This window comes from Microbulbifer sp. MKSA007 (assembly GCA_032615215.1).
Lineage (GTDB): Bacteria > Pseudomonadota > Gammaproteobacteria > Pseudomonadales > Cellvibrionaceae > Microbulbifer.
The window spans coordinates 3,907,142-3,932,595 of record CP128433.1; the positions used below are offsets into that span (position 1 = coordinate 3,907,142).

A 25,454-nucleotide genomic window follows, 5' to 3' on the forward strand; every position below is an offset into this window, starting at 1 on the left:
TACAGGCTCACAACCGTGTGTGGAAGTCTATTTAACGTAAATGTCTGTAAAAATAACTCAATTAGTCTGGAAAGTTCTTTCAACTTGAAGAAAAAAATTAAAGGGAATGGAAAAAATAAAATTATGCACTGTTTAAGGGCGATACCCTAAGTTGCCCTTTTACATAGAAAATTGATTATTTTCAAAAAAGCCAATGACAATATGTATCTAAACCACCCAAAAAACACAAAACTTTTTGTCTATTTTAAATTGATACGCTCTCAGCTCTTTTAGAACAGCCTGGAAGTGCCCTTCGATATTTCAGGTTACCGGCAATTCAAAACTAATAAACTCAATTAACCTGGTACATTCAAACACATTAAATTTGACCAATGGGTCCGCCTGAAAAATAAATTTCCATTAAAGCCAGGAGCTATTTCGGCGCAATAGATGTGTCATCACCACCCGCAGCCACATGGGAAAGAATTTCATTTATTTCCGCTGCATCGAGGGTTTCTTTTTCCAAAAGGGCCCCAGCCAATGCATCCAATTTCTTGCGATTTTTTGTCAGCAACTGATCTACTTTCATCTCAATACCGCTGATCAACGCAATAATTTCGTCATCAATAATCTCTGAGGTGTGTTCGCTGAAGTCCTTCTGCTGGGCCATCTCGCGCCCCAGGAATATATGCTCCTCTCCCCGGCGGAAAGCAACGGGGCCTAATTTTTCACTCATCCCCCAATGCGTCACCATGTGACGGGCCAGTCGCGTCGCCTGCTTTAAATCTGCCTCAGCACCAGTGCTCACCTCCTTGAACACCACCCGCTCAGCGACCCTCCCCCCAAGCATTACGCCGATACGATCGCGGAGATAACTAACCTGCATACTGTGATGTTCTTCCGTGGGGATCTGCTCGGTAGCGCCGAGACTGTGCCCCCTGGGGATAATAGTTGCCTTCTCCAAAGGGTCTGCATTGGGTAATAGCGTTGCTACCAACGCGTGTCCCGCTTCGTGATAGGCGATAATCCGCTTATCCTCCTCACCGATAACCATTTCGCGCTCGCCACCGAGAACCACTTTATCCCTCGCCCTCAACAAACAATCCATATCCACTGCGGACTTATCTTCTCGCCCCGCCAACAGTGCGGCCTCATTAATCAGGTTTTCCAGATCCGCTCCGGCAAAACCTGCAGTAAGAGCCGCGAGCCGCTCCAGATCCACCTTGCCGTGCAATGGGACATCGCGGGAATGAATCTCAAGAATTTCCTTGCGTGCGGCCTTGTCTGGAAGGTCCAGAGTAATTTTTCGGTCAAAGCGCCCCGGTCTTAGCAGCGCCGCATCGAGAACGTCGGGCCTGTTGGTTGCCGCAACTACCACCACCGCCTCCTGGGGGTCAAAGCCGTCCATCTCACCAAGGATCTGATTGAGCGTCTGCTCCCGCTCATCGTGTCCGCCACCAACACCCGTCCCCCTCGCCCGACCGACGGAGTCAATCTCATCGATAAAAATAATTGAAGGGGCATCTTTCTTGGCTTCGGCAAACATATCCCGCACACGGGAAGCCCCCACTCCTACAAACATCTCAATAAACTCAGAGCCACTAATACTGAAAAATGGCGCTTCACTCTCACCGGCCAGCGCTTTCGCCATCAGGGTTTTACCCGTACCGGGGGGCCCCATTAGCAAAATTCCCCGGGGGATCTTCGCTCCGAGCTTGCGATAGTGCTCCGGGTTCTTGAGGTACCCCGCCACTTCTTGCAGGTCTTTCTTCGCATTTGCCAACCCGGCCACATCATCGAAAGTCACTTGAGACTCACTGCGCTCAAACCGCTTTGCTGGTGATCGAGCAAAACCGAAGGGACTGCCGGGAGCCCCACTGGCCATCTTTTCCTGCATTCGCCGCCCCATCCAAACCAGGAGCCCAATAATCAGTATCCAGGGCAGAAGCAGAATCAACATTCGCTGCATAAAGCCCCCTCCCGGGGACTCCGCCAGGATTTCCACCTTCTCCTTTTCCAGAAGGGGCAGCAGTTCGGGGTCTTGAACGGAAGGTAAAATGGTTGTGAAGTGCTCCGGCGGTGGAGCCTTTTTTTCTTTCTCGCCAGTGTTTGACGCCGGCAGCTTGCCCGCCTCCGGCTTAAAAGTGCCGCTGACTCTATCCCCCTCGATAACCACGCTGGCAACTTTGCCTTCGGCGACTTCTTTCTTGAAGTCACTGTAAGCTAACTCAGTCCGCTTACCGGAAAGCTGCCCGTTAGTGCAGTACTGTACAGTCAGTATTAAAAGGAAAATCCATAGGAAGTACTGGAGCCAATTCAGCGGCCCTTGCGGAACCGGCTTTCCCGATGGCGGTGAAGGAGACTCCCCTGCGGCAGCTTTCGCTCTTGGTCCTGCTCGTCCGCCATATATTCTCACTATATCTCTGGAGAAGCCTGCCGCCGGAAGATAGGCCGGACCTGGCAATGGGCAATGGAAAAGGTGCGAATCATCGGAATCCCGGTAGAGTAATGAGTATAGTTCGCCGCCAATCACACCGAGGAATTTAATGCCTCGCCCCTGGATAACTGGCGCAATCGGTACTCAAGGCAGTATTTTTCAAAGTAAGGCTTGCAAATTGAGGAGAGGCACGGCAGAATTCGCGCCCTGTCGAGACTGGTCGACCGCTCCCAGAGGGGCCCAGAAACTCGATAAGTTGCGGATTTTTAAGGATTTTTTCCAAAAAGAGGTTGACGGCAACGAATCAACTCTCTATAGTTCGCACCCATAACGACGCGCTCGTAGCTCAGCTGGATAGAGTACCTGGCTACGAACCAGGCGGTCGGAGGTTCGAATCCTCCCGAGCGCGCCATACAAAGAAAAGGGCTTACGTCTCACGACGTAAGCCCTTTTTTGTTGCAGAGTAGCTAATGCCAAACTGCTCTTTGCACAATTTATTCTTCGCGGCCTCGCCCCCCCAGCAACTCCTATTCACTTTAAGCAATCACAAACAGCTTGAATGACCCAACAGGGTTAGAAGCAATCTCTTCATTCGTTCCATACAGCGGATAGATATACGCACATCAGTCAGCGGGAGCAATTGCACCAACTGTGCAACCTCCAGATACGTTAATCCATTTTCATCTCACTAGGGTCCTGTGCTCGACCAGAGATTTCGACACACAAAAGAAAGTTAGGAGTTAATACTCTTCACTTGGGCCCGATCGCACTTGGAAAAGGATTGAAGCCCCCTTCCACTTTTGCAGCTGCACCTACGCCAAGATAGCAATCGATAGACTGCAATTCATTGATGCCTCAGAGAAGAAAACTTCCACCCACGCAGAGCAACAGCAGGGCAAACAAACGCTTGAGCAATCGCGGAGATAACTTGTGGGCCAGTCGCGCTCCAAAACGGGCGAAAAACATGCTGGTGATGGCGATACCGACCATGGCTGGCAGGTAGATAAAACCAAAACTCCACTGGGGCAGTTCAGGTTGCTGCCAACCAATAACCATAAAGCTCAGAGCGCCGACGGCAGCAATCGGCATACCACAGGCTGAGGAAGTTGCCACTGCTTGCTGCATCGGCACGCTGCGCCAGGTCAGAAAGGGAACCGTCAGTGTGCCACCGCCGATGCCAAAGATGGCAGAGGCCCAGCCTGTTACCCCGCCGGCCGCTGTCAGCCCCAACTTGCCGGGAACAGCGCGGCTGGCCTTGGGCTTGAGTTCCAGTCCCATTTGAATGGCAATGGTGATAGCAAATACACCAATAACCTTTTGTAGCATCGGCCCCTGGATAGCTGCCGCTGTGAAGGAGCCAAGACTTGCACCGAGAAGAATACCCAGGCTCATCCAGGCAAAAGTCGGCCATAGCACCGCGCCTTTGCGCTGATGCTCCAGAACCGAGTTAATCGAAGTAAAGACAATAGTCGCTAGCGAAGTGCCCACCGCCAAGTGGGTCAGCACATGCGGATCGATACCCTGGGCAGTAAAACTGAATACCAGCACGGGTACGATAATGATGCCACCACCAACGCCAAACAAGCCGGCCAGCACCCCAGCCACAGCTCCTAGCAGCAGGTAGAGTAGAAATTCCATAAATCCCTCGAACTAATTCATGCGGGTTTCTTCTAGAAGCAGGCGATGGGGCTGCAAGTCCGCAACCCGTTGCTCACATGTATTACCCGGCTGGGGACACCGCAGTAAGGTTGCGATATTGGCCTTTGAAATACAGAAGTGGCTGCCTTGCAGCAGCTTTTTGTAGGTTTAACGCCTTTACCTCACCAATCACGATCAGGTGATCTCCGGCGGCGTGTTCAGCATGAATTTCACAATCAAGCCAGTGTAAGCTGCCGGCGATAATGGGATTCCCCAGCGGCGATTCCTGCCATTCGACTTCGCTCCATTTGTCCGCGCCTTGACGAGCAAACTGGTTGGAAATCGTAACCTGATCATCCGACAGGATATTGACCGAAAATCGACCTGCCTGACGAATTTTGGGATAGCTATACGAACTCGACATAACGCTGAACGACACTAATGGCGGGCTCGTCGATACGCTATAAAACGACTGGCAGGTAAAGCCTATCGGCTCACCCTCACGGCGCGATGCGATCACGGTAATACCGGAAGCGTAATGCCCCAGTGCCTCGCGAAAGCGCAACGGTTCTATGGCTGTACTGGAAAGTGACATGGGAGCACCTAAATATTGTAGACAGCTAAACCGAGAGCTCTCTTCGAACAATTTCTGCACCTGCACTTAACGCATTGAGCTTACGGTTCGCAACTTGACGGGATAGAGGCGCCATACCACAGTTCGTACAGGGATAGAGATCCTTAGCATCCACATACTTGAGTGTTTTTCGCAAGGTATCGGCGACTTCCTCCGGTGTTTCAATCGTGTTGCTTGCCACATCAATAGCGCCCACCATCACTTTTTTACCACGAATAAGCTCAAGGAGATCCATTGGAACATGGGAGTTGTGGCATTCGAGCGAAATTAGATCAATATTGGATTTTTGCAGTTTTGGAAACGCTTCTTCATATTGTCTCCATTCTGACCCCAGAGTTTTCTTCCAGTCTGTATTGGCTTTGATACCGTAGCCATAGCAAATATGTACGGCAGTTTGGCATTTCAGCCCCTCGATGGCTTTTTCTAAAGTGGCAATCCCCCAGTCATTCACCTCATCAAAAAAAACATTAAATGCAGGCTCATCAAATTGAATAATATCAACACCCGCAGCCTCTAACTCACGCGCTTCCTGATTGAGAATTTTGGCAAATTCCCAGGCGAGCTTTTCGCGGCTTTTGTAGTGGCTATCGTAGAGAGTATCAATCATTGTCATGGGGCCAGGTAATGCCCACTTAATAGCTTGACTGGTTTGCTTGCGCAAAAACCTGGCATCTTGAACAAATACTGGTTGTTGCCTAGATACTTCGCCAACAACTGACGGCACGCTCGCTTCATAGCGATTGCGGATTTTAACGGTTTCCCGCTTCTCGAAGTCAACGCCGTTGAGGTGCTCAATAAATGTAGTCACAAAATGTTGGCGGGTCTGTTCCCCGTCACTAACGATATCGATACCGGCTTGTTGTTGCTCTTGTAATGTCAGGCGCAAGGCATCCTGTTTACCTTCTTGTAATTGATCCCCCTGTAATTTCCAGGGAGACCAAAGTTTTTCGGACTCTGCGAGCCAGGATGGTTTAGGCAAGCTTCCAGCGCTTGAAGTTGGCAATAGGCGATTCATGAAAAATAATCTTATCTGTATTTGTTAATTAAAGCGCGTAATTAGCGGCCCACTGATCAAGGATGCTTCTGTATGGCTTGATAAATTGTTCTTCAGTAAATTTTCCTTGCTTTATAGCCAGCTGGCTACGCTCTTCCCGGTCATAAACAATTTTAGTGAGTGAATAATCTTGGTGCTTCAAACTGGGCTGATAGCAGGTCCCCGCTACAGAATTTGCATTGTATATTTCAGGCCGATATATCTTTTGGAAGGTCTCCATCGTGCTGATAGTGCCGATAAGCTCAAGATTCGTATAATCACCAAGCAAATCACCTTGAAAGTAAAAAGCCAAAGGGGCAACACTATCCGGCGGCATAAAATAGCGAACCTGCAAACCCATTTTCTCAAAATACTCGTCAGTTAAAGAGTATTCGTCCTGCCGATACTCAACACCGAGTACGGGGTGCTGATTTTCAGTTCGATGATAAGTCTTACTGCTCGATACACTCAGACAAATAACAGGGGGCTTGCTGAAGTTATCCTTGTAGGCACTTGAATTCAGGAACGATTGAAAAATTTTCCCGTGAAGATCGCCATAACCTTCAGGAAGGCTAAACTTGTCTTGCTTCTTGTTATGCTCCAACAACAACACGCTGAAATCATAATCCCGCACATATGAAGAAAAGTTGTTTCCTACTATGCCCTCAATCCGTTGATTGTTTTTATGATCAACAATATTCGTCTTCAATACTTCAATGGTAGGAAAGGCTTCTCCGTTGCCTTCAATATCAATATCAACGGAAATAATATCCAGCTCTACAGAGTAACGATCTGCACTAGGGTTGTCCCAATGCGCCAAGGCATTGAAACGACGATCAATCATTCTCAAGGTGTTGAGCAAGTTATCCCGACGGCTCTCCCCTCTCGCCAAGTTCGCAAAATTGGTGGTGATCCGCGTGCTATCCGCTGGACGATAGTTTTCATCAAAGCGTAAGTTCTTGATGCTGAATGCAAACTCTTTATTCATTGCGGCCTGGTATCCTGATTCCTAAGGCAAAAACTGAGTTCTTTGCTTGGTGATTGACATTGCCAGGCAGGATAAGCTTCTTTATAAATGAACAAAAATGGTATATTTTCAACTATCCATTAAATTTATTCATGGATTGCTCGGTTACAGCTATGCTAGAGCGCACGCACTTAACAATAATCCAGGCCGTAGACCATCACGGTTCGCTAACCGCAGCGGCCAAGCACCTTTGCCTAACCCAGTCGGCGCTGAGCCATACTGTGCGCAAGTTGGAACAGAACCTCGGGGCCCCTATCTGGTTGCGTGAGGGCCGCAGCTTGCGCTTGACCCAGACCGGTGAGTATCTGCTTGGATTGGCCAATCGAGTCCTGCCACAACTGGAACACGCTGAGAGCAAGCTAAAGCAAATGGCTCAAGGTGAGCGCGGTACCCTGCGTATCGGTATGGAATGCCACCCCTGCTATCAGTGGTTACTGAAAGTCGTGTCGCCATTTCTGGAAGATTGGCCGGACGTGGATGTGGATGTTAAGCAGAAATTTCAGTTCGGAGGTCTCGGCGCTTTACTGGGTTACGAAATCGACCTGCTAGTTACACCTGACCCTTTCTATAAAGCCGGACTGCGCTTCGATCCTGTATTTGACTACGAGCAGGTGCTGGTAGTCCCTCGAGATCACCCGATGGCAAAGCGAAAGTACCTGACAGCAGAAGACCTACGGGATCAGGTGTTGTTAACTTACCCCGTGCCGCCGGACCGCCTGGATATCTATACCCAGTTTCTCAACCCTGCGGGCGTGGTGCCACTGCGCCACAAGACCAGTGAAACTACCGATATCATGCTTCAAATGGTGGCCAGCGGCCGCGGGGTCGCGGCCCTGCCACGCTGGCTTGCAGAGGAGTACTCTACCAAGCTGGCACTATCGGTGGTGCGCCTCGGGCGACAAGGTATTGCCAAACAAATTTTCTTAGGAACTCGTGAAGACGACAGCGAAGTTGAATACCTGAGCGCTTTTATTAAACTGGCCAGAGGTTATGAGCACTCAAAAACTGGGACCTAAGACCGATAAGATTTATCGATAGCCCCGCAAGAATTCATTAAGCAGCAAGTTTCTATTTGCCGACAACGAACTAGGTGCAGTAGGTCCGACCCCGCCCCACTACACCAAACAAGAAAGGCCTAAATCACAAGATCCAGGCCCCTTCTTTCTCGATTAATTGTTCCGCAGTTTCAGGCTATCTACTTACAAATATCCTGCTTTTGCACCACATCGTATTTCTGCAATAGGGCTTTGTAGCGGCCACTGCTGCACAGCTCTGCCAGCCCGCGATTAAAGTCATCTCGCACTTTTTCATCGCGGAAACCGACTCGAAAGTCTGTCATCATCGGGAATATCTGGAATAGGTCAACCTGAGCCATGGTATGACCCATTTTATTGCTGTAGTACTTAAATAGCTCCATATCCACCACGGCGACCGCATCTGGCATTTTCCAGAATTGGGCAACCAGGTCACGAGCTGTTGGCGCCTGCATAACATTCTGTTTCTGGGTGCCATTGGGCCCAAACATTTTTTCAAATTCGGGCCCAAGATCCATGGGAGCTCCCTGCCAAGTGATCACTTTCTTACCCGCAAGATCTGCAATACTGCCAATCTTCATTTCTGCACTGGCTTTGGCAATGGCATAGTTGGCAAAGCTGATCATATTGTTCGAGTAAAATAGGCCATCATTCTTCTTGAGTACATTCACCGCTGCCTGAACCATACCCTGCTCAAGTGCTGGAGCCGTCTCCGCAAACCCCATCTGTACGAACTCCAACTTATAGCCAGGGAGAGCTTGCCGAACGATATCTATTTCCAAACCACTGGTCGCACCGTCAATCACATAGGGCGGAGCATCCCCGGCGATCGCCACTTTTAACGGGGTTTCACCGGACTGGGCCAGCACCTGGGTACAGACTCCAAACATCAAGATAAGAAGGGCCAATAGCGAACGCATAAGCTTCTCCACAGTGACAGGAAAATCACCCAGACGCTCTAAGTGTTGGCAGACATCCCCCATTTATCAAGCTTCGCTTCCGCATAACTCTATCCATCCGAAACCTTGAATTCGGCAGTAAACTCCCCATTCTAAAACCAGGCAAATAGTAATTTGCTGCAACTGGGGCATACCGGGTAAAACAGTGATACATGAGATTGCCGATATTCTGATTGAGAATGAAACAAAGCTGCATCAATTCGAGATACGCAAAGACCCTGAAGTCATTAGCAAGCTACTAAGCCCTGATTTTATAGAGGTAGGGAAATCCGGGCGGACCTTTGATTTCAAAGCAATAGTGCGGTCAATGCAACAGGAGGAAAATACGGGCTGGGAAATTCACAGCCAAAGCTATGAATGCATTCCTCTCTCTGACACAGTCATTATGCTGTTGTATAAATCTGCACGGCGAGGCCAGCAAGGGGAGTACAAGGGGTTTTGTAAACGATCATCTATTTGGGTTAGAAGTAAAGGGCAGTGGCAAATGAAATTTCACCAGGGGACTCCCTGCCAAGAATTTAAGCTGGAAGATAATATCTCACGCAAACAACCGGCGTTTAAGCTGTGAGCGCTTTTATCGCAATTATCCTGCTGGCCCTGGCGATATGGCTGGTTCCCCACTTCTACCGGCAGTGGCGCATTTTTTACCTGCGCTCAAAACCTTTAACGCGGGAACAGCTACAACTCATTAGGGAAAATCTTCCTCTCTATCACTACCTTAACTCCAATCAACAGCAAGAGTTATGCAGTAATATCGCCCTGTTTCTCCACGGCAAAGAGTTTGTCGGTTGCGAGGGGCTTCAAGTCAATGAACGCATGAAGGTGGCCATCGCTGCCCATGCCTGCTTACTTCTATTGGGCCGCAAGAATGAATGCTACCCCAACCTTTACAGCCTGTTGCTCTACCCGGACACCTATGTCGCCCACGAAACACGTCGGGAAGGCTATATAGAAACAGCCAGACACAGTGCCCGTGAAGGGGAGGCTCATTATCGTGGACCCGTAGTCCTCTCCTGGGGTGACCTGGAGAAAGATTTACAATCGCCTGAACGGGGCCACAATGTCGCCCTGCACGAGTTCGCCCACAAAGTCGATGAAGAGGATGGTTACTTTGATGGCCGCCCTCTATTTGAAAGCAGTGATGAAGGGGCCACCTGGGCTGAGGTTATGAGCCGGGAATTCCACCGTTTGAGACAAAGAGCCGAATTCGGTGAGTTTCCTGGTGATACACCCTCTGTGCTCGATTTATACGGCGCCCAGTCTCCCGCTGAGTTCTTTGCTGTAGCAACAGAAAGTTTCTATACGATCCCAACGGCTATGCACGCCTTACACCCGGAACTCTATAAGGAGTTAAGTCATTTCTATCGAATTGATCCCGCCGAATTAATACGCGGAAAAAGTACTGTGGCCTGACAAATACGCTACCAGTCTGGTTTCTGTCTTCCTGCTATGCTTATTTCGTGCACCAGCGGAGTTGGAATAGTGGCCAATACGCATTGTTTAAGATTCGCTCTTGTGGGACTGGTTGTTCTTTTGGCCATGACTCAACCGGCCACAGCAGATATCGCCACAAACCAACAGGATGCAAAGGCTCTGATAGAGCGCCTTGAAAAACTGTATCTCAAGGGCCCTACTCCTGTCTTTGTTCTACAGCTGGAAAAAAATACTCTACCGGACGCTAAGTTACAGGCTTTTGCAATGGAGCAACGCCTTATTAACTTATCGGACTTGAGAAGTAATGCGCTATCTCTGCATCGTTTTGGTGGCTTACCGGGACATAGTACGAGAGCATTTTTTACTCGAATTACAACAGCAGAAATTCAAGCTAATACCCTGTTACCTAATCTAATTCAAGCATTGGGTATCTCACCCGAGCAGATCGCACAATACCAACCACTCGCAGGTGCCCAAGCCTACCCAGCCTACACTACCTGGCTAGCCAACTACGCTACACCCGCCGAAATTGCCGCTGCCCTGTTAATCAACTTTCAGAGTTTTGGCAAAAATGCTGAGCGCGTTGCAAAAGCTCTCAAACAAAATAAGCGCTTTACCAATGAACAGCTCAGTTTCTTAATGACTTTTAGCCAACTTCCAGAAGGATTCAGGGAACAGGCTATCGATATAATTGCAAGAGGACTAGCTTCAGGTGTTCGAGAAAATGATATTGCCATTCGCGTGCGGTTAATCCAAACCTATGAGCGGGAGTTTTGGCGGGCATTTGAGGCAAAAATAAATACCAACTAGATTTCTTTATCTCATCTTACTTCTAAAGCTAACATACATCCCTCTGCACAACAAAGAATGTGAGAATAAATCGTTTACCATTTGTAAGGCTCCGAGTATTAGTTCTCCGACACCTAAAGAGCGGTGTATTATTATCAGTAAAGCTCTTATATTGATCTATCAGTTGTTGCTTGCGAAATCTCAATAAAACCAGGTCAAATTTCACTGGAGAAGAATGATAATTAATACTGAAAACCACTTTGAGGTGGGAAATAGGGCAATGTCATCTGTACTGTTGCTTTACTACCACATGATTGATGAAGGTGGGTTCGCCAACGGACAAACTGCTTATATCAACTATGATGATTTTAATGGGTACGAATATATTAAAGTCAAATTAATCGAGGAAAACGGGGAGAGTCTTGGTATTAATGAACACCTATTACAACAGGGCGCCACCATCTGGATTTTATGTATTCTTCATAATCATTTCACTGAAGATGATGCCTACCGCCCTTCACGAGATAATAGATTGGTAAAGCTACTTGAGGAGTACGGCACTCGGCATATACCAGAAATATATGACTATCTTAACTGTATACTGCCACCTACAACTCCGTTTGAGTTCCAAATTTATTCAGATGTCCTAACCACGATTTATGAAAAGTATGTCAAGGGATTCTTTATAGACCATATTTCTCATGCTTAAATCACACTGGCAAGGCAGCCTTCCTTGTAATTTATCTAGACAGATCAATTAATCAAAAAAAATGGAATATCAGCATAGACTAAAGTAGAACGATTGTTCCAAGATTGAAATACAATAATGCCAAGGTGTTACAAACCTCACATTGCAATTGGACACTGATGCTACTTTAGCACGTATAAAATATGGAACTGATTTAAAAAATGCTACTCTATAGTCCGCACCAGATCACATCAGCAAGGATTAGTTTGTGAAGCGTATAATTTCTTTAGCATCAGCCTCGATCATTTGTGCCTCATGCGCCACGGTAAAAACCGTTAACCCAAAAGATAACCAAGTAGATATCGCTCATCGAGGCCAAAAGAGCTACTGTGAAAGCATTCCAAGAGTATATAGCGGTACCTCCTACTCCTTTTGTCTAATGAATAGCGAGCCCAGCCAGACTGTAAACACTGGATCAACACTCAACCATATTCCGCTGGAAGCTATAGATGCGGTCTTTTCTGTGGCAGCAGATACGATTGTTTTACCTTATACGGTAATGACCCAAGCAAAGCATGGCAATATCAAAGTAAACTGAGAATACTCAATGCAACCTTAAGATTTCGGGGTTACTAACTATTACTATTCTAAGAGTAACTCTGGCTAAAAAACAGGAATATCTCTTTTACTTACCGAAAAACCTTTACACTGATAATAGGCCGAGATCATATATTCTAACTCATCATTAAATGTCTGATCCGGCCACTAGCAAGCTAAAAGCTGAAGCAAAAAGATAATAATATCGGCTATCTTATGGCAGAGATAAGTTTGAATAGTTAAAGATTAACCTACTTGCACCATCGTTCTTCCATTACCATGCCAGACGACTAAAAATCAATTGGTTGCCTAAAAAATATATGTACAATATTGAAGGAAGCCAGCTCCCGCTTATCCTTAAATGAAAATGGATAACGATAGAGATAGATTACAAATCCCCTTGATCACCTTTCGGCCGACCAAATTTCAAGGTAGTAAAACCTCATTGAGGATCCAACACTATAAAGTTCACTAACTTTGGAGATAACAAATTGCGATATCCAGCAATAGACATCACTAGAGGTATATTAGTAATTATTATGGCCCTCGATCATACTCGAGATTATTGGACTTCGACCCAGTTTGACCCATTGGACCTATCCCAATCGTCCATCGCTTTGTTTTTAACTCGTTGGATCACGCATATATGTGCCCCTGGATTTATATTTCTTACAGGATTGAGTGCCTACTTTCACGGTAAAAAACTTAACTCCAAGCCGGAGTTGGCAAAATTCTTAATACTTCGAGGGTTAGTACTAGTTATCCTCGAACTAACCTTGGTAAACCTCTCTTGGCAGTTTGCTTATAATTACGCTTTTGTACAGGTAATCTGGGCCCTGGGCGTATCCATGATCATACTGGCGGGCTTAATCTATTTGCCAATGATATGGACCACCATCGTTTGCCTGGCCGTAATATCCTTACATGGATACCTGAATGATGACTTCATGCGCCAGCTATTAGGTGGCTATGAATGGCTTTGGATTCTTGCGCATGTACGCACTAGTTTTAGACTTTTCGAGTTCAACACCGGGATTTTTGCTGCTTACAATATTATTCCCCTCTTTGCTCTTATGTACCTAGGTTATGTATTTGGGCCTCTTTACGAGATGGCAAACAAGCAACGAGTGCGTCTACTAATAACAACAGCAACTGCGCTATCGATTATATTTATTGCGGTTAGACTAATAGGCTTTGGCGACCCCAATGATTGGATTTCACAGCAGGGGCTTCTGGGCTTTATCAACACCGCCAAATACCCAATGTCGTTCAGCTATATCCTTATGACAATGAGTATAGTTTTCCTGATCATGGCTACCGTTGAAAATCGACAAAACCGAATACTGGATGTATTGCTCCTCTTTGGGCAGGCCTCATTGTTCTTCTATTTACTCCATGTCCCAGTGATCAATCTGTCCGCACATCTATGGAGCTACTTAGAGTTTGGAGTAGCAACCAACTTCTTCAACGGCTCCAAAGTATGGCCTGAAGGCTACACACCTAATTTACTGAGAACCTATGCCTACTGGATTGCTCTGATTGCGATACTTTACTATCCCTGTAAGAAATATCTTCAAAAGAAAAAAGAAAGTGGATCGGTGATATACTCCTACGTATAACTCTCAGCACAACTTTATTTCGTATATTGAAAATTCTGTTCTGGGGTGAGCAAAGCCCCAGAGTTGCCTCCCAATCAGGACGATATAGATGTTGCAAAAAATAGACCATTGGATTGATCAAACACTGATAGACTTCAAAGAAGAGAGACAATCTTGCGCAAGGTTCACAGAGAAGTTTTCAGGGTATTATACAGAAGAATTTCTTAGCAAAAGCTACTTTGTAGTGGTTGATAATATTCCAAAACCGAGGTTTCCCGAGCTCTACCAGGCTGGTCTGGGTGACTTTGTCGACATGGAAGTAGCCGGAATCACTTACAAAGATACCTACTTTGTCAAAACACCTTTTGCTGCGGACATTTCCCTCCATTTCCATGAGTTAATCCATGTCCACCAATGGTCTCTCTTGGGAGCAGAGTCATTTATCAAACGTTATATCAGTGAAATTCAGACCTACGGCTACAACGGTGCACCTCTGGAAAAAATGGCCTACAGCCTGCAAGATAGATTTATGGACAATTGCACTCCAACGGATGTTTTAAGTTACGTTCAGAATCATTTGTAAGCACCCTATGAACGTTGGACTTCATCTAAACCAAGGTTACCTTTTGGATAAGTGAAGGTGGCCTTTCTACTACCAGCCAAACTTCATCTTATTGACAGGCTAAACATTTCTACTAAAGCCTGATCATCAAGACACAAACTATACTTTATTGAGATTTATAGTTTGCAAGCCCCGCACCATGCTACAAGCAACCCGACTCTTCCTGATCTTTGCTGCCCTATCCACCTTAAATCTGGCATCAGCAACAACATGTAAGCCCAAATTCAATCATCAAGATGACAAAGTGGCCAAGAACAATCGTTGCACTAAAATCAGCTTTCAACCAAGCAATACGGAAGGGTCCGCTGTTATTATTATGGATGGGGACACCAAAGGCTCCTGCGCTTATACATCTGCGGTTCTATGCGGGAATACCGAGATTAGAATGAAAGATATTTCTGCAATTGACTTTAAGGTTGACGTGCCTCCAGGTAAGTGTGGTGCTAAAGAGTGGATTGCCGTTTATATGTTTCCCTGGTGTGAACAACCCGGTGGATGTTGGGCCGGGGGGCAGCGGGAAGTCGATTTTGTAGAAACAACAGGCTCTAATGGTCCGGGAGGTTTCGCTTCCAATTGGGGAGGGCTTCCCAAACAGGCGGCGTGGACAAGCCAAACAGGTCCCCTACAGGTGAAGAGTGGTGCCCAACAGCATATAACTTTTACATCCCGAAAAATCATATCGGGTGAAGCTAGTGGAACCTATCGATGGGATATAAGAGTGTGTGGAGCATCTGCGTCTAAGTGCGATGATTCAAATCAGCTTTGGCATGCCTACCGGGAAAAGGGGTCTGCAATTTTTGATGAATCCATGATGATCGTGATCGACAACTGGGGCGTCAACAATCCACCCCAGCCAGGTTGCACGTTAAAAATAACGGATATGCTGATCACCAAATATTAGCGATGCTTCTTACAACGATAGGGGGTTAGTGGCGAAAACCCTAATAATCTTTTTTCCACTGTAACTCTACACTACCGGAACCGCTGTCACCGTCATCGGCACTTTTAAACTCCAGGTTGAGGTTATCCCTAAGTTCTATTTGCATCTCCGCCTGCCATGGACTGAGAGGATCGGTACTTCTCTGTAATTCCACATAAATTCGATTGGTAATATATTTGCCCAAGCTCAATGCGTACTCATCACCTTCATCTCCCTCCTCCTGCTCAATATTGAGTGTATCCAGGTGCAACAGCTCGCGTGTCTTGGCGATAGGGTCCAATACCGCTCGACCCGACTGCAAACTGCGTACGACACTAACCAAACGAACAGCTTGTAAAGGTGAAATATCTGATAATGACTTCCCAAAAAGCAACTGCGCCAAAATTTCATCCTGAGAGGCCGAGGGGTCAGAGGTAAATGTAATATCCAAGTCCGCAGCAGTGCCTGATATCTGCGCGGTTATTTCTCCATCGCTATATTCATAGACACCTTCAACCAGGATAGCGACCTCATTATTCTCGAAGCGAATTTCGCCATCTTCCAGATCAAATTTCTTACCGAATAAATCAAAGCTGCCGCGAACAATTGTTAATTCGCCGGAGGCTTTTGGCTTATCTGCGGTGCCTCGAATATCCACCACGCCGCGCAATTGAGAATTTAAGCCAAGTCCGCGCACATAGGATTGTTGGTCCAAAACAATCTCTACATCCAATCCAATTTTGCTAAACAGGGAGAAGATCGCTGCACCTGTGGGCCATCGACCTGAACTTCCACCACCTGGATTTCCGGAACACTGCTGCCAATCCATTGCTCAATCTGTACGGCCAGCGGCTTCAAAGTGAATCGCCCGGTAATTTCTGCATCCTGGGTTGAGCCCGACAAACGGGCATCACCGGATATTGCACCGCGTACTCCAGGTGAGTTCAGCAAGTGGGCCCGACTGAGGCTTAATACGATATCAAAACTGGGCGAGCTATCCGGAGGTAAAAAGACCGCCCCTCCCAGGTTTATCCGCCCACCATCACCATCGGTAGCGCTTCCTCGTACAATCCGCCACTCCTCAGGAGACAGCTGCGCGTAGAAGTTAATATCCGCAATGCGAGTATGGCTCGGTCGGTGCTCATAACGACCATTACTCAATTCGATATCACCGGTTAATAGAGGACGCTGCCAATTTCCGGTACCGTCAACATTGAAACTGAGCAAGCCGCGCATACGGTGGACACGGGGATCAATATATTCCGCAATCACTGACAAATCGGCCGTACCGCGCCCCTGCAATTGGAAGGGCACATTTCGCAGGCCACCAGTTTGATTATTCTCAGCAAATAATTGTTCGAAGATCGGCGCAATCAAGACACTTACTTGGCTATTTACTGCGTTGCTACCGCCGTGTTGGGCAATCAGGGATGCATCCAGCTCTCCATTCTCTGTCTGCCAATCCAACACTATCGAAAGCGGTTGAACCTGAATTCCGCGCTGCCCTAGCCCCAGGGCTTCTCCTGTAGCGCGCAACTCCCCTTGGAATTCAGGCTGCTTGGGACTTCCACCAATACTGGCATAAAGGCTGACATCACCATTACCCGCCCTACCGCTGGAAAAACTATTCGCCAAATCCGATAGATCACCCTGGCCGCGCAACTCTAAATCCAGTCGCTCTGCATTCAAGCTACCCAGTATCGATAATTGGTTGCGACCCGCCCAGAGCAGCTCGATACCATCAGTTACCAGACTCCTGTCTGCATAGTCCAAAGTACCCTGTAAATGCCAGGGCTCCAGATGAAACTCTCCCTGGGCGATCAGGTTGGTTTTAATCTGCGGGTTTGAAATAGCCCCATCAACCCTGCCATCCAAGCTCAACTCCCCTTCAAGGGAGTTAGGGAGAGAGAGACCGACGAGATCTACCAGGAACAGCGGTAGATTGCGCGCGCCCATATCAATTTGTAATCGGTCTTGCCTAGGTTCGATAGAGCCATCGGCCTGCAACAATGCCACCCCCACCCGACCCAACTGCTGGGCATCCTCAGCGAGGGCTGTCAGGCGGCTTTGGCTCTGTAGGGGCTCCGGCTCCCCTTTATCAAAACCTGAGGCAATCACGGGGGACTGAGGGCCTCTGCTTGAGGATGAACCAAACTGGTTGCCATTGCCGTTGGTAAATAACTCCAATCGCAGGTCACTGACCTCTATCAGGTCCATATCGCCACTGGCTTCCCCTTTTAAGTTAAAGGGGTAATCCTGCGCGACGCCATTGGAATCCAGTAAAATACTTACCTGGGGATTACTCCACTCTCCCCGGACTGTTACTTCGGAAGTCCCCCTAGACTTACCCCCTGCCTCGGTAACTCCAAGGTCATCGCGCAAGCTGATATTTTTGCCGTCGATCTGCCCGTGTAAATCCAGCTGCTTCTGTTCAATATCAAGCTGACCGATTACTTCCAGATTTAGCTTCTCACCAGTAAACACCAATTCATCAATGGTCAGCGCGTGCAGGTTTCCACTTATCGCCGCCGACAACTCACCCTGTAAGTCGTGGTAAGCACTCACTGCACTCAGAGACAAATTGAGGTTTGGGTTTTTCCATGAGCCGATTGCCTCCACACGCAACTGGTGCAAGGTGCCGGATAAAGCAGTGGGAATAACTACCCTATCAGCCTGGGGTAGCGAAGCTGCAAGCAGGCGAATTTCTTCAACACCCAACTCATCAATCTCTCCCACCAAATCCAGTGCTTTCAAATTCGTATCTACAGTACCGAGCACTTCGATCCGTGCACCGGCAAAGTGCAAAGACAAGGCTTGCAAGTCAATCACACCTGCCTGGGTATCGACCCGGCCTTCCAATTGCAGGGGCTGCTGCCGATAGCTGCTTTCCACTTGTAAGCTGCCATTAATATTCGGCTGTTGCAGGGAGCCCTGCACCGAAAAATCTGCGCTGAGCCAACCACTGTCCAGGATATCCTGCCAAGGGCGGGAAAGTGTTAGCGGGATTTGATTGAGGTTAACTGTCCCATTGACACCGTCCGCGCTAATGTTGCCTTTAATCGTACTGCGCCGCTCATCCACTCGCAGCCAAATCCCCGTTGAAGATAAGCGCCAGGGATTGATATCGGCTTCGATTCTTCCTGTCAGATCCAGTTGATGTTCTGCTAGAGGAGCTGCGATCGAATTAATATCCAGCAGCAGTTTTTCACCCTGCTTACGTAGGGATAATTCACCGCGAGCATCCAATACCTGATTTTCCGGCAGATGCAGCTGTCGACTGACAAACCCCTGGCCCACCTCACTGGTAGAGAAATCGATTACAAAGCGCTCGCCCTGCATCCGGCCATTTACAGTGAGATTAAACTCGGAACCATTCAGCTCACTCACTTCGATAAATAGCTGCGCCGGTTTACCCTGCCAGCGGTATTGGGCGTTAGCCTGAATAGCAACAGGGGGAATCCCCTTCAACCGGCTGTCCACCAATTGCAGGCGAGCTATATCCAGCTGCGCCAAGCGAAACCCGGGAACTAGCAACTCCCAAGTAGTCGATGGCTGCTCCTCACTGACAACTTCAACCTCCTCTTCGCCGGAATCTACCAACGCAGAGAGAAGTTCATTGAGGATATTCAGGTTGAGCAGTAAATCTTTGGCCCCCACTCGCTCGATATCGATGGGATTTCGGGACAAGCTGTTGAGATTAACTTCCAGGTCCTGGGCTTCGGCAAGCGTATTAGCTCGATAGTCAATTCTCAGTCGCTCGAAAAACCAAAATCCTAATTTTTCACTGCGAATTCCCTCTGCCTCAATTTCGAGGTCGTCCACCAGTTGCTCGGCAGCGTAAAAAGCCCCACGAGTAAGGCCGACGCGCCCCGGTTCCGTGCTGAGGAAATAGATAGCGGACATCAGGAGGAACAGACAAATGCCTGTTACCAGGGAACCCCCAGCACCCAGAGAGCGCCAGAGCCCACGCAGGAAAGCACCCACCCAGTGGGCAACGCCCAGCGCAAACAGGCCCAACCAGCGCATCAGAATGCCTGCCCCAAGCTCACATACACCTGATAGCGATCATCGATGCCCTCACGGCGATCGAGAGGAAAGGCGATGTCCATGCGGATAGGGGCAAAGGAGGTGATATAGCGCACGCCAAAACCCGTTCCCCAAAACAGGTCGGAAAACTTGGGCGCTGCGTCCTCATAGGCATTGCCGCCATCGAGAAAAATCACACCTCCCCAGGTATCCGTAAAACGAAAACGGCCCTCAAAAGAAATCTCGCTAAGTCCCCGACCACCGATAGCATCGGAGAGGGTTTCCTCACCCTCATCATTAATCTCAATAAGTCGCGGACCCAACTCCTGGTAACCATAACCCCGCACGGAGCCACCGCCACCGGCATAAAAGCGCTCATCCGCAGGCAGCTCAAGATTCGACTCTCCTGTAATTGCCCCGGCTTTCAACCTTATTGCCAAGGTGGGCTTATAACGCCAGTCATCGGCTGTTTTATACGCAGTGAGCTGTAGGGTATTTTTAATAAAGGTGGTGTTGGTATTTCTAAGATCGATATAGGGTTTTACTTCCAACGCAGAAGTGGCGCCACGGCGGGCATCCAGGGGTTTGTCTGTCGTGTTTAATTTAAAGCCCAAGGGGAAAGCTAACAGCGTGTAGTTTTCATCGGGATCATCTGCTTCAACTGCCCCTTCCACCTTCTCGTCCACTTCACTGAATTTCAGCTCAGCGCCACCACTCAGCGTGCGATGCTTACTGATTTTTCTCGATACCAGTGCACTGAATGTCAGGGACTCTGAACGGTAGGAATCAACATCCTCTCCTTCCAAAGCAATACTGGCGGTCAAGCGTTGCTTGTCATGGAAGAAACGGGGAATAGTTAGCTTGCCTTCCAGGGTTTGCTTTACCTCGTTCAGCTTACTTTCGACTTCAATTTTTTCCCCACGATGGAAAACATTGCGATGTTCCCAGGCTGCTGAAATACCGGCTCCCTCATCAGAGGTGTACCCCACCCCCAAGGTTATGGTGCGGTGATTGCGCTCCTGAATAACAAAAGTAACATCCACCAACCCATCGTAGGGTTCAGAAACTTCAGTATTTACATTGGCAATTAAGTTGGTGCGCAGCAGGCGCAACTGCGCAGCATCCAGTTTACTGCGGCTGAAGCAATCCCCGGATTTAATCTTGACCTTATCCAACAGGTAGTCCTCTTCGATAGAGGTGACTCCTTCAATGCGGACTTGGCCAACATGGACTTCGGGGCTGGGGGCCACCCGATATTCCAGTCTCGCAGCAGCTTCCCGGTGAATCACCGTTGCCTGGTAGCTGACATCCACATTCAACAGACAGGCATTTTCATTGAGGTACTTGGTAATTTTTTCTACGCCCTCAAGTACCTTGCTGGCAATCAGGGGATCTCCAACATGGATAGGCAAACCACTAAAGCCTGCCCGCAAACCGGCCGGCATAATAATATCCAGGCTCTTGATATGGTACTGGGGGCCGGGAGTGACACTATAGAAAATTTGGTTGCCAGAAACAGACTCATACACAGTGGCATCATAATATCCCTGCGCACGCAGTAATTTTTCCAGGTTACCCCGCTCATAGTGCGCAATATCCGCCGGATCATCGTAGTTTTCCAGCGCACTACTGTTCTTGCGCAACTCGTTGAGTTCGGAGGTCAATTTTTCCTGCAGCTGGGGATCGCCCTGCACCAGCAGGGTAAAACCCGGCAAGCGATCAAAAAATGGGATGGCTGCTGCCAGCTGCATTGGCAGCGCTAGAAGGGCAACAAGTAGGGAGACAAAGAGAATTCGCAAGATCTTTATCCAATGTCAGTAGCGGCTACTCCGCAAAAAATCCGGGTATCCGTTCCCTCCGTAGGCTGGAATATCCAGCTGATGACAACAGCTGGGATAATTAAATCGACTTATTGAGCAGCCAATAAGCCGATTCGGCGTTTGGGACTTCTATGGCTGTGTGCCTTGGCTGGGCATTAAGGGATTACAATCCTGGATAATCACCCGCCCTTCCAGAATATTTCCTTTGGAATACTCCGTGAAAATACACTGGTTAGTCTTGGGGTTATAATTCTCGATCCACAAATTATCTTCTTTCCAGGTGGCGCCGATATGGCGGTACCCATCGGGCACAGAGATACGCATGACCCCGCCAAAACGCTTCACGAAAACCTGCTCATAGTGAAAGTAGTAGGCAAGCCAGCCGCCAACAAAGAAAACCGCAGCCACGATTGCGCCGATCTTAAGGCTGCCCAGGCGACTGCCGATAAAAAGAGAAGCAATAACCAGGGCAATCACCGCTGCCCAGTACAAATAAGTAACCATGACTGTTTTTCTACCGTAAATTATTGGTGTTTATAAAGTGAAGGGTAGCGCAGAACCGCAGCAAACTAAATGGCGCCGGGTTACGCTCCCTTACTCCTAACTAAACTTTACTCCTCTGCCAACTCCGGCAGCTTTTCAAATAGCGATAAGGCTTCAGGGTTGGCCAGGGCCTCCTTATTTTTAACCGGTTTACCCTCCACCACATTGCGCACAGCCAGTTCCACAATCTTACCGCTGATAGTTTTAGGAATATCCGCCACCTGGATCACCTTGGCCGGCACATGGCGAGGCGTGGTATTGGCGCGAATCGTGGAGCGGATTTTCTGGGTCAGATCCTCGTCCAGTACAACACCCTCTCGCAATACTACAAACAGCACTACCCGTACATCGTCGTGCCAGGGCTGGCCGATACAGATACTATCGAGCACCTCCTCGACTTTCTCCACCTGGCGGTAAATCTCTGCGGTTCCGATACGCACACCGCCGGGATTAAGTACTGCATCGGAGCGGCCATAGATCACAACACCACCGTGTGTCGTAATCTCGGCATAGTCCCCATGCGCCCAAACACCAGGCCAATTTTCAAAATAAGCACCGCGGTACTTGGCTCCATCTGGATCGTTCCAGAAGCCAACCGGCATACAGGGGAAGGATTTGGAGCAAACCAGCTCCCCTTTCTCTTCAACCACTGCACTGCCTGTATCATTCCAGACTTCCACCGCCATACCCAAGCCACGACACTGCAATTCACCGGCATAGACCGGTAGAGTTGGGTTGCCAAGGGCAAAGCAAGACACAATATCGGTGCCGCCGGAAATAGAGGATAAGCAGAGATCTGCTTTTATATCTCTGTAGACATAGCGGAAGCCTTCGTGGGCCAGCGGAGAGCCTGTGGAGAGCACCGCACGCAAGTTCACCAGTTTGTGGGTCTCCCGGGGTTTGCAGCCACTCTTCTCCAGCGCAGCAATATATTTGGCACTGGTGCCAAACACACTGATTCCCTCTTCATCGGTCATATCCCATAGACTTTGGGATGAAGGGTAGAAAGGTGAGCCATCAAACAGCACTAGAGTCGCCCCACAAGCCAGGCCACTCACCAGCCAGTTCCACATCATCCAGCCACAGGTGGTGAAGTAGAAAAGTGTATCCTCACGGCGCAGATCGCCATGCAAGCGATGCTCCTTCAGGTGCTGGAGCAAAGTGCCCCCCACTCCGTGGACGATGCACTTGGGTACACCAGTAGTACCTGAGGAGTACATGATGTACAGGGGGTGATTAAATTCTGTTTGTACAAAGGAGAGTTCGCGAGCGGGCGCCGCAGCTTCAAAAGCTTGCAGTAGTACCGCCTTACCCAGCGGCTCTGCCGCTAGTACCTGAGCAGTTTCCTCTTCTGAGCGCGCAACCGGTACCACTACCAAAGTTTCTATGGATTCGATTCGCTGCATGATCTCGCGCAGACGCGGCAATGAATCAATAACCTTACCGTTATAGAAGTATCCTTCACAGGCAAATAGCACTTTCGGCTGCACCTGGCCAAAGCGGTCAAATACTCCATTGATACCAAAGTCTGGTGAGCAGGAGGTCCAGATAGCACCGAGGCTCGTGGTGGCCAACATGGCTACTACGGTATCGATCACATTGGGCATAAAGCCCGCTACCCGATCTCCCTCAACAACGCCTTGGGCAACGAGGGCCGCTGACAGGCGCTCCACCCGATCGTACAGCTCCTTGTAGCTCAGCTCGCGGCGGCTACCGTTCTCCAGGCGCTCGACCAGGGCAGCCTTGTCATCGCGATATCGCAGCAGGTTCTCAGCAAAGTTCAGGCGTGCCTGTGGAAACCACTGCGCACCGGGCATGGAATCGTTACCGAGTGTCTCATCACCCTTATCTGCAGCAATAACTCCGGTGTAATCCCACAACTCCCGCCAGAAAGCTTCGCGATTATCTACTGACCACTGGTATAAGGCCGCGTAATCATTGAGATCCAGCTGGTATTGCTGGTTGACCCTGCGACGAAATTCATCCATCTGGGTGGCGGCAATAGCCTCTGCGCTGGGTTGCCAGAGCGGTTGGGAGTTGTCCTTCATTTCAACAGACCTTGTAGCTCATTATTGTGTTTTCGAATCGCCCTCTCGGGCACAAGGGGAGCAATCATGCCCTGCCCCACCACTTAAAACTATTTTAATCTTTTTTAGATTTGTTAAATAAAAGTTAACATAGCCAAATCTATCAATTCCCCAGGAAGTAGCCGCTGTGAGTGCCACGATCAAACAACTACGCGCCTTTGTCACAGTGGCCCGCAGCCGCAGTCTGGCCCAGGCCAGCGCTCAGCTGCACACTTCCCAGCCAGCCCTGTCCATTGCCATCCGCAATCTGGAGGATGCGACTGGCGGCCCGCTTTTCAGTCGAGAAGCCCGCCAACTCACTCTCACCCCGGAGGGCGAGGAATTCCTCTCCCGCGCCGAACAACTACTGCACAACTGGGATCAATCCCTGGATGCGGTACAGCAGGCCTTTCGTCTGGAGCGTGGGCAGTTGCGCCTGGCAGTAATTCCCGCCTATGCGCTCAACCAACTCCCCCAATTATTAGCCAATTTTCACCGCCAGCACCCACAAATCAATATCCTGTTGGAAGATGTGGTGATGGAACGAGTAACCCAAGCGGTGCAGGATGGCCGGGCAGAGCTGGGCATCAGTTTTCGCCCCGAGGATTTAGGTGGGCTTGAGTTTGTGCCCCTACACCGGGATCGTTTTATCGCAGTCATACCACCCCAGCACCCCCTCAGCGAAAAAGGAAAAGTGCGCTGGAGTGACCTGGCCGGTTTTCCTTTTATTGCAATGAACCGCGGCTCAGCGGTGAGGCGCTGGACCGATGAGGCCTTCGGGCAAAGTGGCAAAGGCGTTCACTATATCTGCGAAGCTAATCAATTAAGCACAATCGGCCAGTTAGTACGTGCGGGAATGGGCATTAGTGCTGTACCGAGCTTGTGCGAAACACAGGTTCGGGAATATGGGTTGGAATGCCTGCCGCTATCGGCGCCAGTAGTGAGTCAGGAGGTGGGGATATTATTAAAGAGCCGAGGCACCTTGTCGGCACCAGCAACCGCGTTTTTATCCGCGATTACTGGTTGAGGTCTATAAAAGTGCCTCTACTTATTTGAGCGACTAGTGGCTGCTGGTTGCGCGCAGCATCCAAGCCGTTTTCTCGTGAACTCTCATACGATCAGATACCAGGGCAACTGTGGATTCATCTTCTCCCGCCTGGGCATCTTTTAAAACTTCACGACAGGTTTTGATCACCTGCTCATGCCCTTTAGTGAGAATTTTTACCATTTCTTCCGCCGGTGGTACCTCAACAACTTCTTTGATGGAGCTGAGTTGAGCAAAAGCCTGGTAAGTGCCGGGAGCGGAAACCCCGAGGGTACGAATGCGCTCGGCAATATCATCCACCGCAGTGGCCAGCTCGGTGTAATGCTCTTCAAACATCAGGTGTAATTCGCGGAACAGAGGCCCAGTAACATTCCAGTGGAAGTTGTGGGTTTGCAGGTAAAGGGTGTAGCTATCTGCCAACAAATGTTTCAAACCGGCAGCAATCTTTTCCCGATCCTTTTCACTGATACCAATATCGATTTTTTTCATAATACAAATCCCTCTTCCAAAAACTGTTGTCACCGAAATGGTTATAAGGCCATTTTGGTACCTTTATTCACTTCTCA

At 48.8% G+C, this 25,454-nt stretch carries 22 protein-coding genes and 1 tRNA gene; 11 read left to right on the top strand and 12 right to left on the bottom strand.

Annotation, left to right across the window (positions count from 1 at the left end; genetic code table 11):
- Window positions 1-412 precede the first annotated feature (412 nt).
- Window positions 413-2,395, bottom strand: a complete 1,983-nt coding sequence (gene ftsH, locus QT397_20255) for an ATP-dependent zinc metalloprotease FtsH (protein WNZ55178.1) — start codon at window positions 2,393-2,395, stop codon at window positions 413-415.
- Between the two features lie 356 nt (window positions 2,396-2,751).
- Between ftsH and QT397_20260 the strand changes: the two genes are divergently transcribed.
- Window positions 2,752-2,828, top strand: a tRNA-Arg gene (locus QT397_20260).
- Window positions 2,829-3,271: 443 nt separating this feature from the next.
- Here the strand turns inward: QT397_20260 and QT397_20265 are convergent.
- The 4 genes from QT397_20265 to QT397_20280 all read right to left on the bottom strand — a co-directional run bounded on the left by QT397_20265 (window position 3,272) and on the right by QT397_20280 (window position 6,709).
- A complete protein-coding gene (locus tag QT397_20265; protein ID WNZ55179.1) occupies window positions 3,272-4,054 on the bottom strand; it encodes a sulfite exporter TauE/SafE family protein in 783 nt (260 codons plus the stop codon).
- Window positions 4,055-4,136: 82 nt separating this feature from the next.
- Entirely contained in the window at window positions 4,137-4,649 is a 513-nt protein-coding gene (locus QT397_20270; GenBank protein ID WNZ55180.1) for a flavin reductase family protein, read from the bottom strand.
- Window positions 4,650-4,674: 25 nt separating this feature from the next.
- Window positions 4,675-5,703 carry a methionine synthase gene (locus QT397_20275; protein WNZ55181.1) on the bottom strand — a complete coding sequence of 343 codons (1,029 nt, stop codon included), beginning with the start codon at window positions 5,701-5,703 and terminating at the stop codon, window positions 4,675-4,677.
- A 28-nt stretch (window positions 5,704-5,731) separates the two neighbouring features.
- Window positions 5,732-6,709 carry a DUF1852 domain-containing protein gene (locus QT397_20280; protein WNZ55182.1) on the bottom strand — a complete coding sequence of 326 codons (978 nt, stop codon included), beginning with the start codon at window positions 6,707-6,709 and terminating at the stop codon, window positions 5,732-5,734.
- Between the two features lie 152 nt (window positions 6,710-6,861).
- Between QT397_20280 and QT397_20285 the strand changes: the two genes are divergently transcribed.
- Window positions 6,862-7,764 carry a LysR family transcriptional regulator gene (locus QT397_20285; protein WNZ55183.1) on the top strand — a complete coding sequence of 301 codons (903 nt, stop codon included), beginning with the start codon at window positions 6,862-6,864 and terminating at the stop codon, window positions 7,762-7,764.
- 179 nt (window positions 7,765-7,943) lie between these two features.
- Here QT397_20285 and QT397_20290 read toward each other — a convergent pair whose 3' ends face one another.
- On the bottom strand, window positions 7,944-8,702 hold the full coding sequence (locus tag QT397_20290; protein ID WNZ55184.1) for a transporter substrate-binding domain-containing protein: 759 nt from the start codon (window positions 8,700-8,702) through the stop codon (window positions 7,944-7,946).
- Between the two features lie 184 nt (window positions 8,703-8,886).
- Between QT397_20290 and QT397_20295 the strand changes: the two genes are divergently transcribed.
- The 8 genes from QT397_20295 to QT397_20330 all read left to right on the top strand — a co-directional run bounded on the left by QT397_20295 (window position 8,887) and on the right by QT397_20330 (window position 15,370).
- Complete coding sequence (locus tag QT397_20295; protein ID WNZ55185.1) at window positions 8,887-9,309, top strand: nuclear transport factor 2 family protein; 423 nt, start codon at window positions 8,887-8,889, stop codon at window positions 9,307-9,309.
- Window positions 9,306-10,154 (top strand): zinc-dependent peptidase, encoded by an 849-nt coding sequence (locus tag QT397_20300; protein ID WNZ55186.1) that lies wholly within the window; start codon window positions 9,306-9,308, stop codon window positions 10,152-10,154. Before QT397_20295 ends, QT397_20300 begins: the two co-directional genes overlap by 4 nt.
- A 102-nt stretch (window positions 10,155-10,256) precedes the next feature.
- A complete protein-coding gene (locus QT397_20305) occupies window positions 10,257-10,985 on the top strand; it encodes a hypothetical protein (protein WNZ55187.1) in 729 nt (242 codons plus the stop codon).
- Between the two features lie 259 nt (window positions 10,986-11,244).
- Window positions 11,245-11,673, top strand: coding sequence for a hypothetical protein (locus tag QT397_20310; GenBank protein ID WNZ55188.1), 429 nt, complete (start codon window positions 11,245-11,247; stop codon window positions 11,671-11,673).
- 247 nt (window positions 11,674-11,920) lie between these two features.
- A complete protein-coding gene (locus QT397_20315) occupies window positions 11,921-12,250 on the top strand; it encodes a YceK/YidQ family lipoprotein (GenBank protein WNZ55189.1) in 330 nt (109 codons plus the stop codon).
- 490 nt (window positions 12,251-12,740) lie between these two features.
- Window positions 12,741-13,868 carry a heparan-alpha-glucosaminide N-acetyltransferase domain-containing protein gene (locus QT397_20320; GenBank protein WNZ55190.1) on the top strand — a complete coding sequence of 376 codons (1,128 nt, stop codon included), beginning with the start codon at window positions 12,741-12,743 and terminating at the stop codon, window positions 13,866-13,868.
- Window positions 13,869-13,956: 88 nt separating this feature from the next.
- Window positions 13,957-14,430 carry a hypothetical protein gene (locus QT397_20325; protein ID WNZ55191.1) on the top strand — a complete coding sequence of 158 codons (474 nt, stop codon included), beginning with the start codon at window positions 13,957-13,959 and terminating at the stop codon, window positions 14,428-14,430.
- Between the two features lie 178 nt (window positions 14,431-14,608).
- Window positions 14,609-15,370 (top strand): hypothetical protein, encoded by a 762-nt coding sequence (locus QT397_20330; GenBank protein ID WNZ55192.1) that lies wholly within the window; start codon window positions 14,609-14,611, stop codon window positions 15,368-15,370.
- A 40-nt stretch (window positions 15,371-15,410) separates the two neighbouring features.
- Here QT397_20330 and QT397_20335 read toward each other — a convergent pair whose 3' ends face one another.
- The 5 genes from QT397_20335 to QT397_20355 form a co-directional block, all read right to left on the bottom strand.
- Complete coding sequence (locus QT397_20335; protein ID WNZ55193.1) at window positions 15,411-16,217, bottom strand: translocation/assembly module TamB domain-containing protein; 807 nt, start codon at window positions 16,215-16,217, stop codon at window positions 15,411-15,413.
- Entirely contained in the window at window positions 16,112-19,414 is a 3,303-nt protein-coding gene (locus tag QT397_20340) for a translocation/assembly module TamB domain-containing protein (GenBank protein WNZ55194.1), read from the bottom strand. The genes QT397_20335 and QT397_20340 overlap by 106 nt, the downstream gene beginning before the upstream one ends.
- Window positions 19,414-21,213 (bottom strand): BamA/TamA family outer membrane protein, encoded by a 1,800-nt coding sequence (locus QT397_20345; GenBank protein WNZ55195.1) that lies wholly within the window; start codon window positions 21,211-21,213, stop codon window positions 19,414-19,416. Before QT397_20345 ends, QT397_20340 begins: the two co-directional genes overlap by 1 nt.
- 150 nt (window positions 21,214-21,363) lie before the next feature.
- Complete coding sequence (locus QT397_20350; protein WNZ55196.1) at window positions 21,364-21,738, bottom strand: hypothetical protein; 375 nt, start codon at window positions 21,736-21,738, stop codon at window positions 21,364-21,366.
- A 107-nt stretch (window positions 21,739-21,845) separates the two neighbouring features.
- Window positions 21,846-23,825 carry an acetoacetate--CoA ligase gene (locus QT397_20355; protein ID WNZ55197.1) on the bottom strand — a complete coding sequence of 660 codons (1,980 nt, stop codon included), beginning with the start codon at window positions 23,823-23,825 and terminating at the stop codon, window positions 21,846-21,848.
- 166 nt (window positions 23,826-23,991) lie between these two features.
- Here QT397_20355 and QT397_20360 point away from each other — a divergent pair, with 166 nt between their 5' ends.
- The gene (locus QT397_20360) at window positions 23,992-24,870 is read left to right on the top strand and encodes a LysR substrate-binding domain-containing protein (protein ID WNZ55198.1); all 879 of its coding nucleotides are present in this window, start codon (window positions 23,992-23,994) and stop codon (window positions 24,868-24,870) included.
- Between the two features lie 33 nt (window positions 24,871-24,903).
- Here QT397_20360 and QT397_20365 read toward each other — a convergent pair whose 3' ends face one another.
- Window positions 24,904-25,377: a Dps family protein gene (locus QT397_20365; GenBank protein WNZ55199.1), complete on the bottom strand. Its 474-nt coding sequence runs from the start codon at window positions 25,375-25,377 to the stop codon at window positions 24,904-24,906.
- Window positions 25,378-25,454 lie beyond the last annotated feature (77 nt).

What these genes read in the sequence shown, in the direction of transcription:
- QT397_20335 (WNZ55193.1), bottom strand. Translation starts at nt 16,217, where the DNA reads ATGGATTGGCAGCAGTGTTCCGGAAATCCAGGTGGTGGAAGTTCAGGT.
- QT397_20330 (WNZ55192.1), top strand. Translation starts at nt 14,609, where the DNA reads ATGCTACAAGCAACCCGACTCTTCCTGATCTTTGCTGCCCTATCCACC.
- QT397_20270 (WNZ55180.1), bottom strand. Translation starts at nt 4,649, where the DNA reads ATGTCACTTTCCAGTACAGCCATAGAACCGTTGCGCTTTCGCGAGGCA.
- QT397_20290 (WNZ55184.1), bottom strand. Translation starts at nt 8,702, where the DNA reads ATGCGTTCGCTATTGGCCCTTCTTATCTTGATGTTTGGAGTCTGTACC.
- QT397_20350 (WNZ55196.1), bottom strand. Translation starts at nt 21,738, where the DNA reads ATGGTTACTTATTTGTACTGGGCAGCGGTGATTGCCCTGGTTATTGCT.
- QT397_20365 (WNZ55199.1), bottom strand. Translation starts at nt 25,377, where the DNA reads ATGAAAAAAATCGATATTGGTATCAGTGAAAAGGATCGGGAAAAGATT.
- QT397_20280 (WNZ55182.1), bottom strand. Translation starts at nt 6,709, where the DNA reads ATGAATAAAGAGTTTGCATTCAGCATCAAGAACTTACGCTTTGATGAA.
- QT397_20285 (WNZ55183.1), top strand. Translation starts at nt 6,862, where the DNA reads ATGCTAGAGCGCACGCACTTAACAATAATCCAGGCCGTAGACCATCAC.
- QT397_20340 (WNZ55194.1), bottom strand. Translation starts at nt 19,414, where the DNA reads ATGCGCTGGTTGGGCCTGTTTGCGCTGGGCGTTGCCCACTGGGTGGGT.
- QT397_20275 (WNZ55181.1), bottom strand. Translation starts at nt 5,703, where the DNA reads ATGAATCGCCTATTGCCAACTTCAAGCGCTGGAAGCTTGCCTAAACCA.
- QT397_20265 (WNZ55179.1), bottom strand. Translation starts at nt 4,054, where the DNA reads ATGGAATTTCTACTCTACCTGCTGCTAGGAGCTGTGGCTGGGGTGCTG.
- QT397_20325 (WNZ55191.1), top strand. Translation starts at nt 13,957, where the DNA reads ATGTTGCAAAAAATAGACCATTGGATTGATCAAACACTGATAGACTTC.
- QT397_20355 (WNZ55197.1), bottom strand. Translation starts at nt 23,825, where the DNA reads ATGAAGGACAACTCCCAACCGCTCTGGCAACCCAGCGCAGAGGCTATT.
- QT397_20310 (WNZ55188.1), top strand. Translation starts at nt 11,245, where the DNA reads ATGTCATCTGTACTGTTGCTTTACTACCACATGATTGATGAAGGTGGG.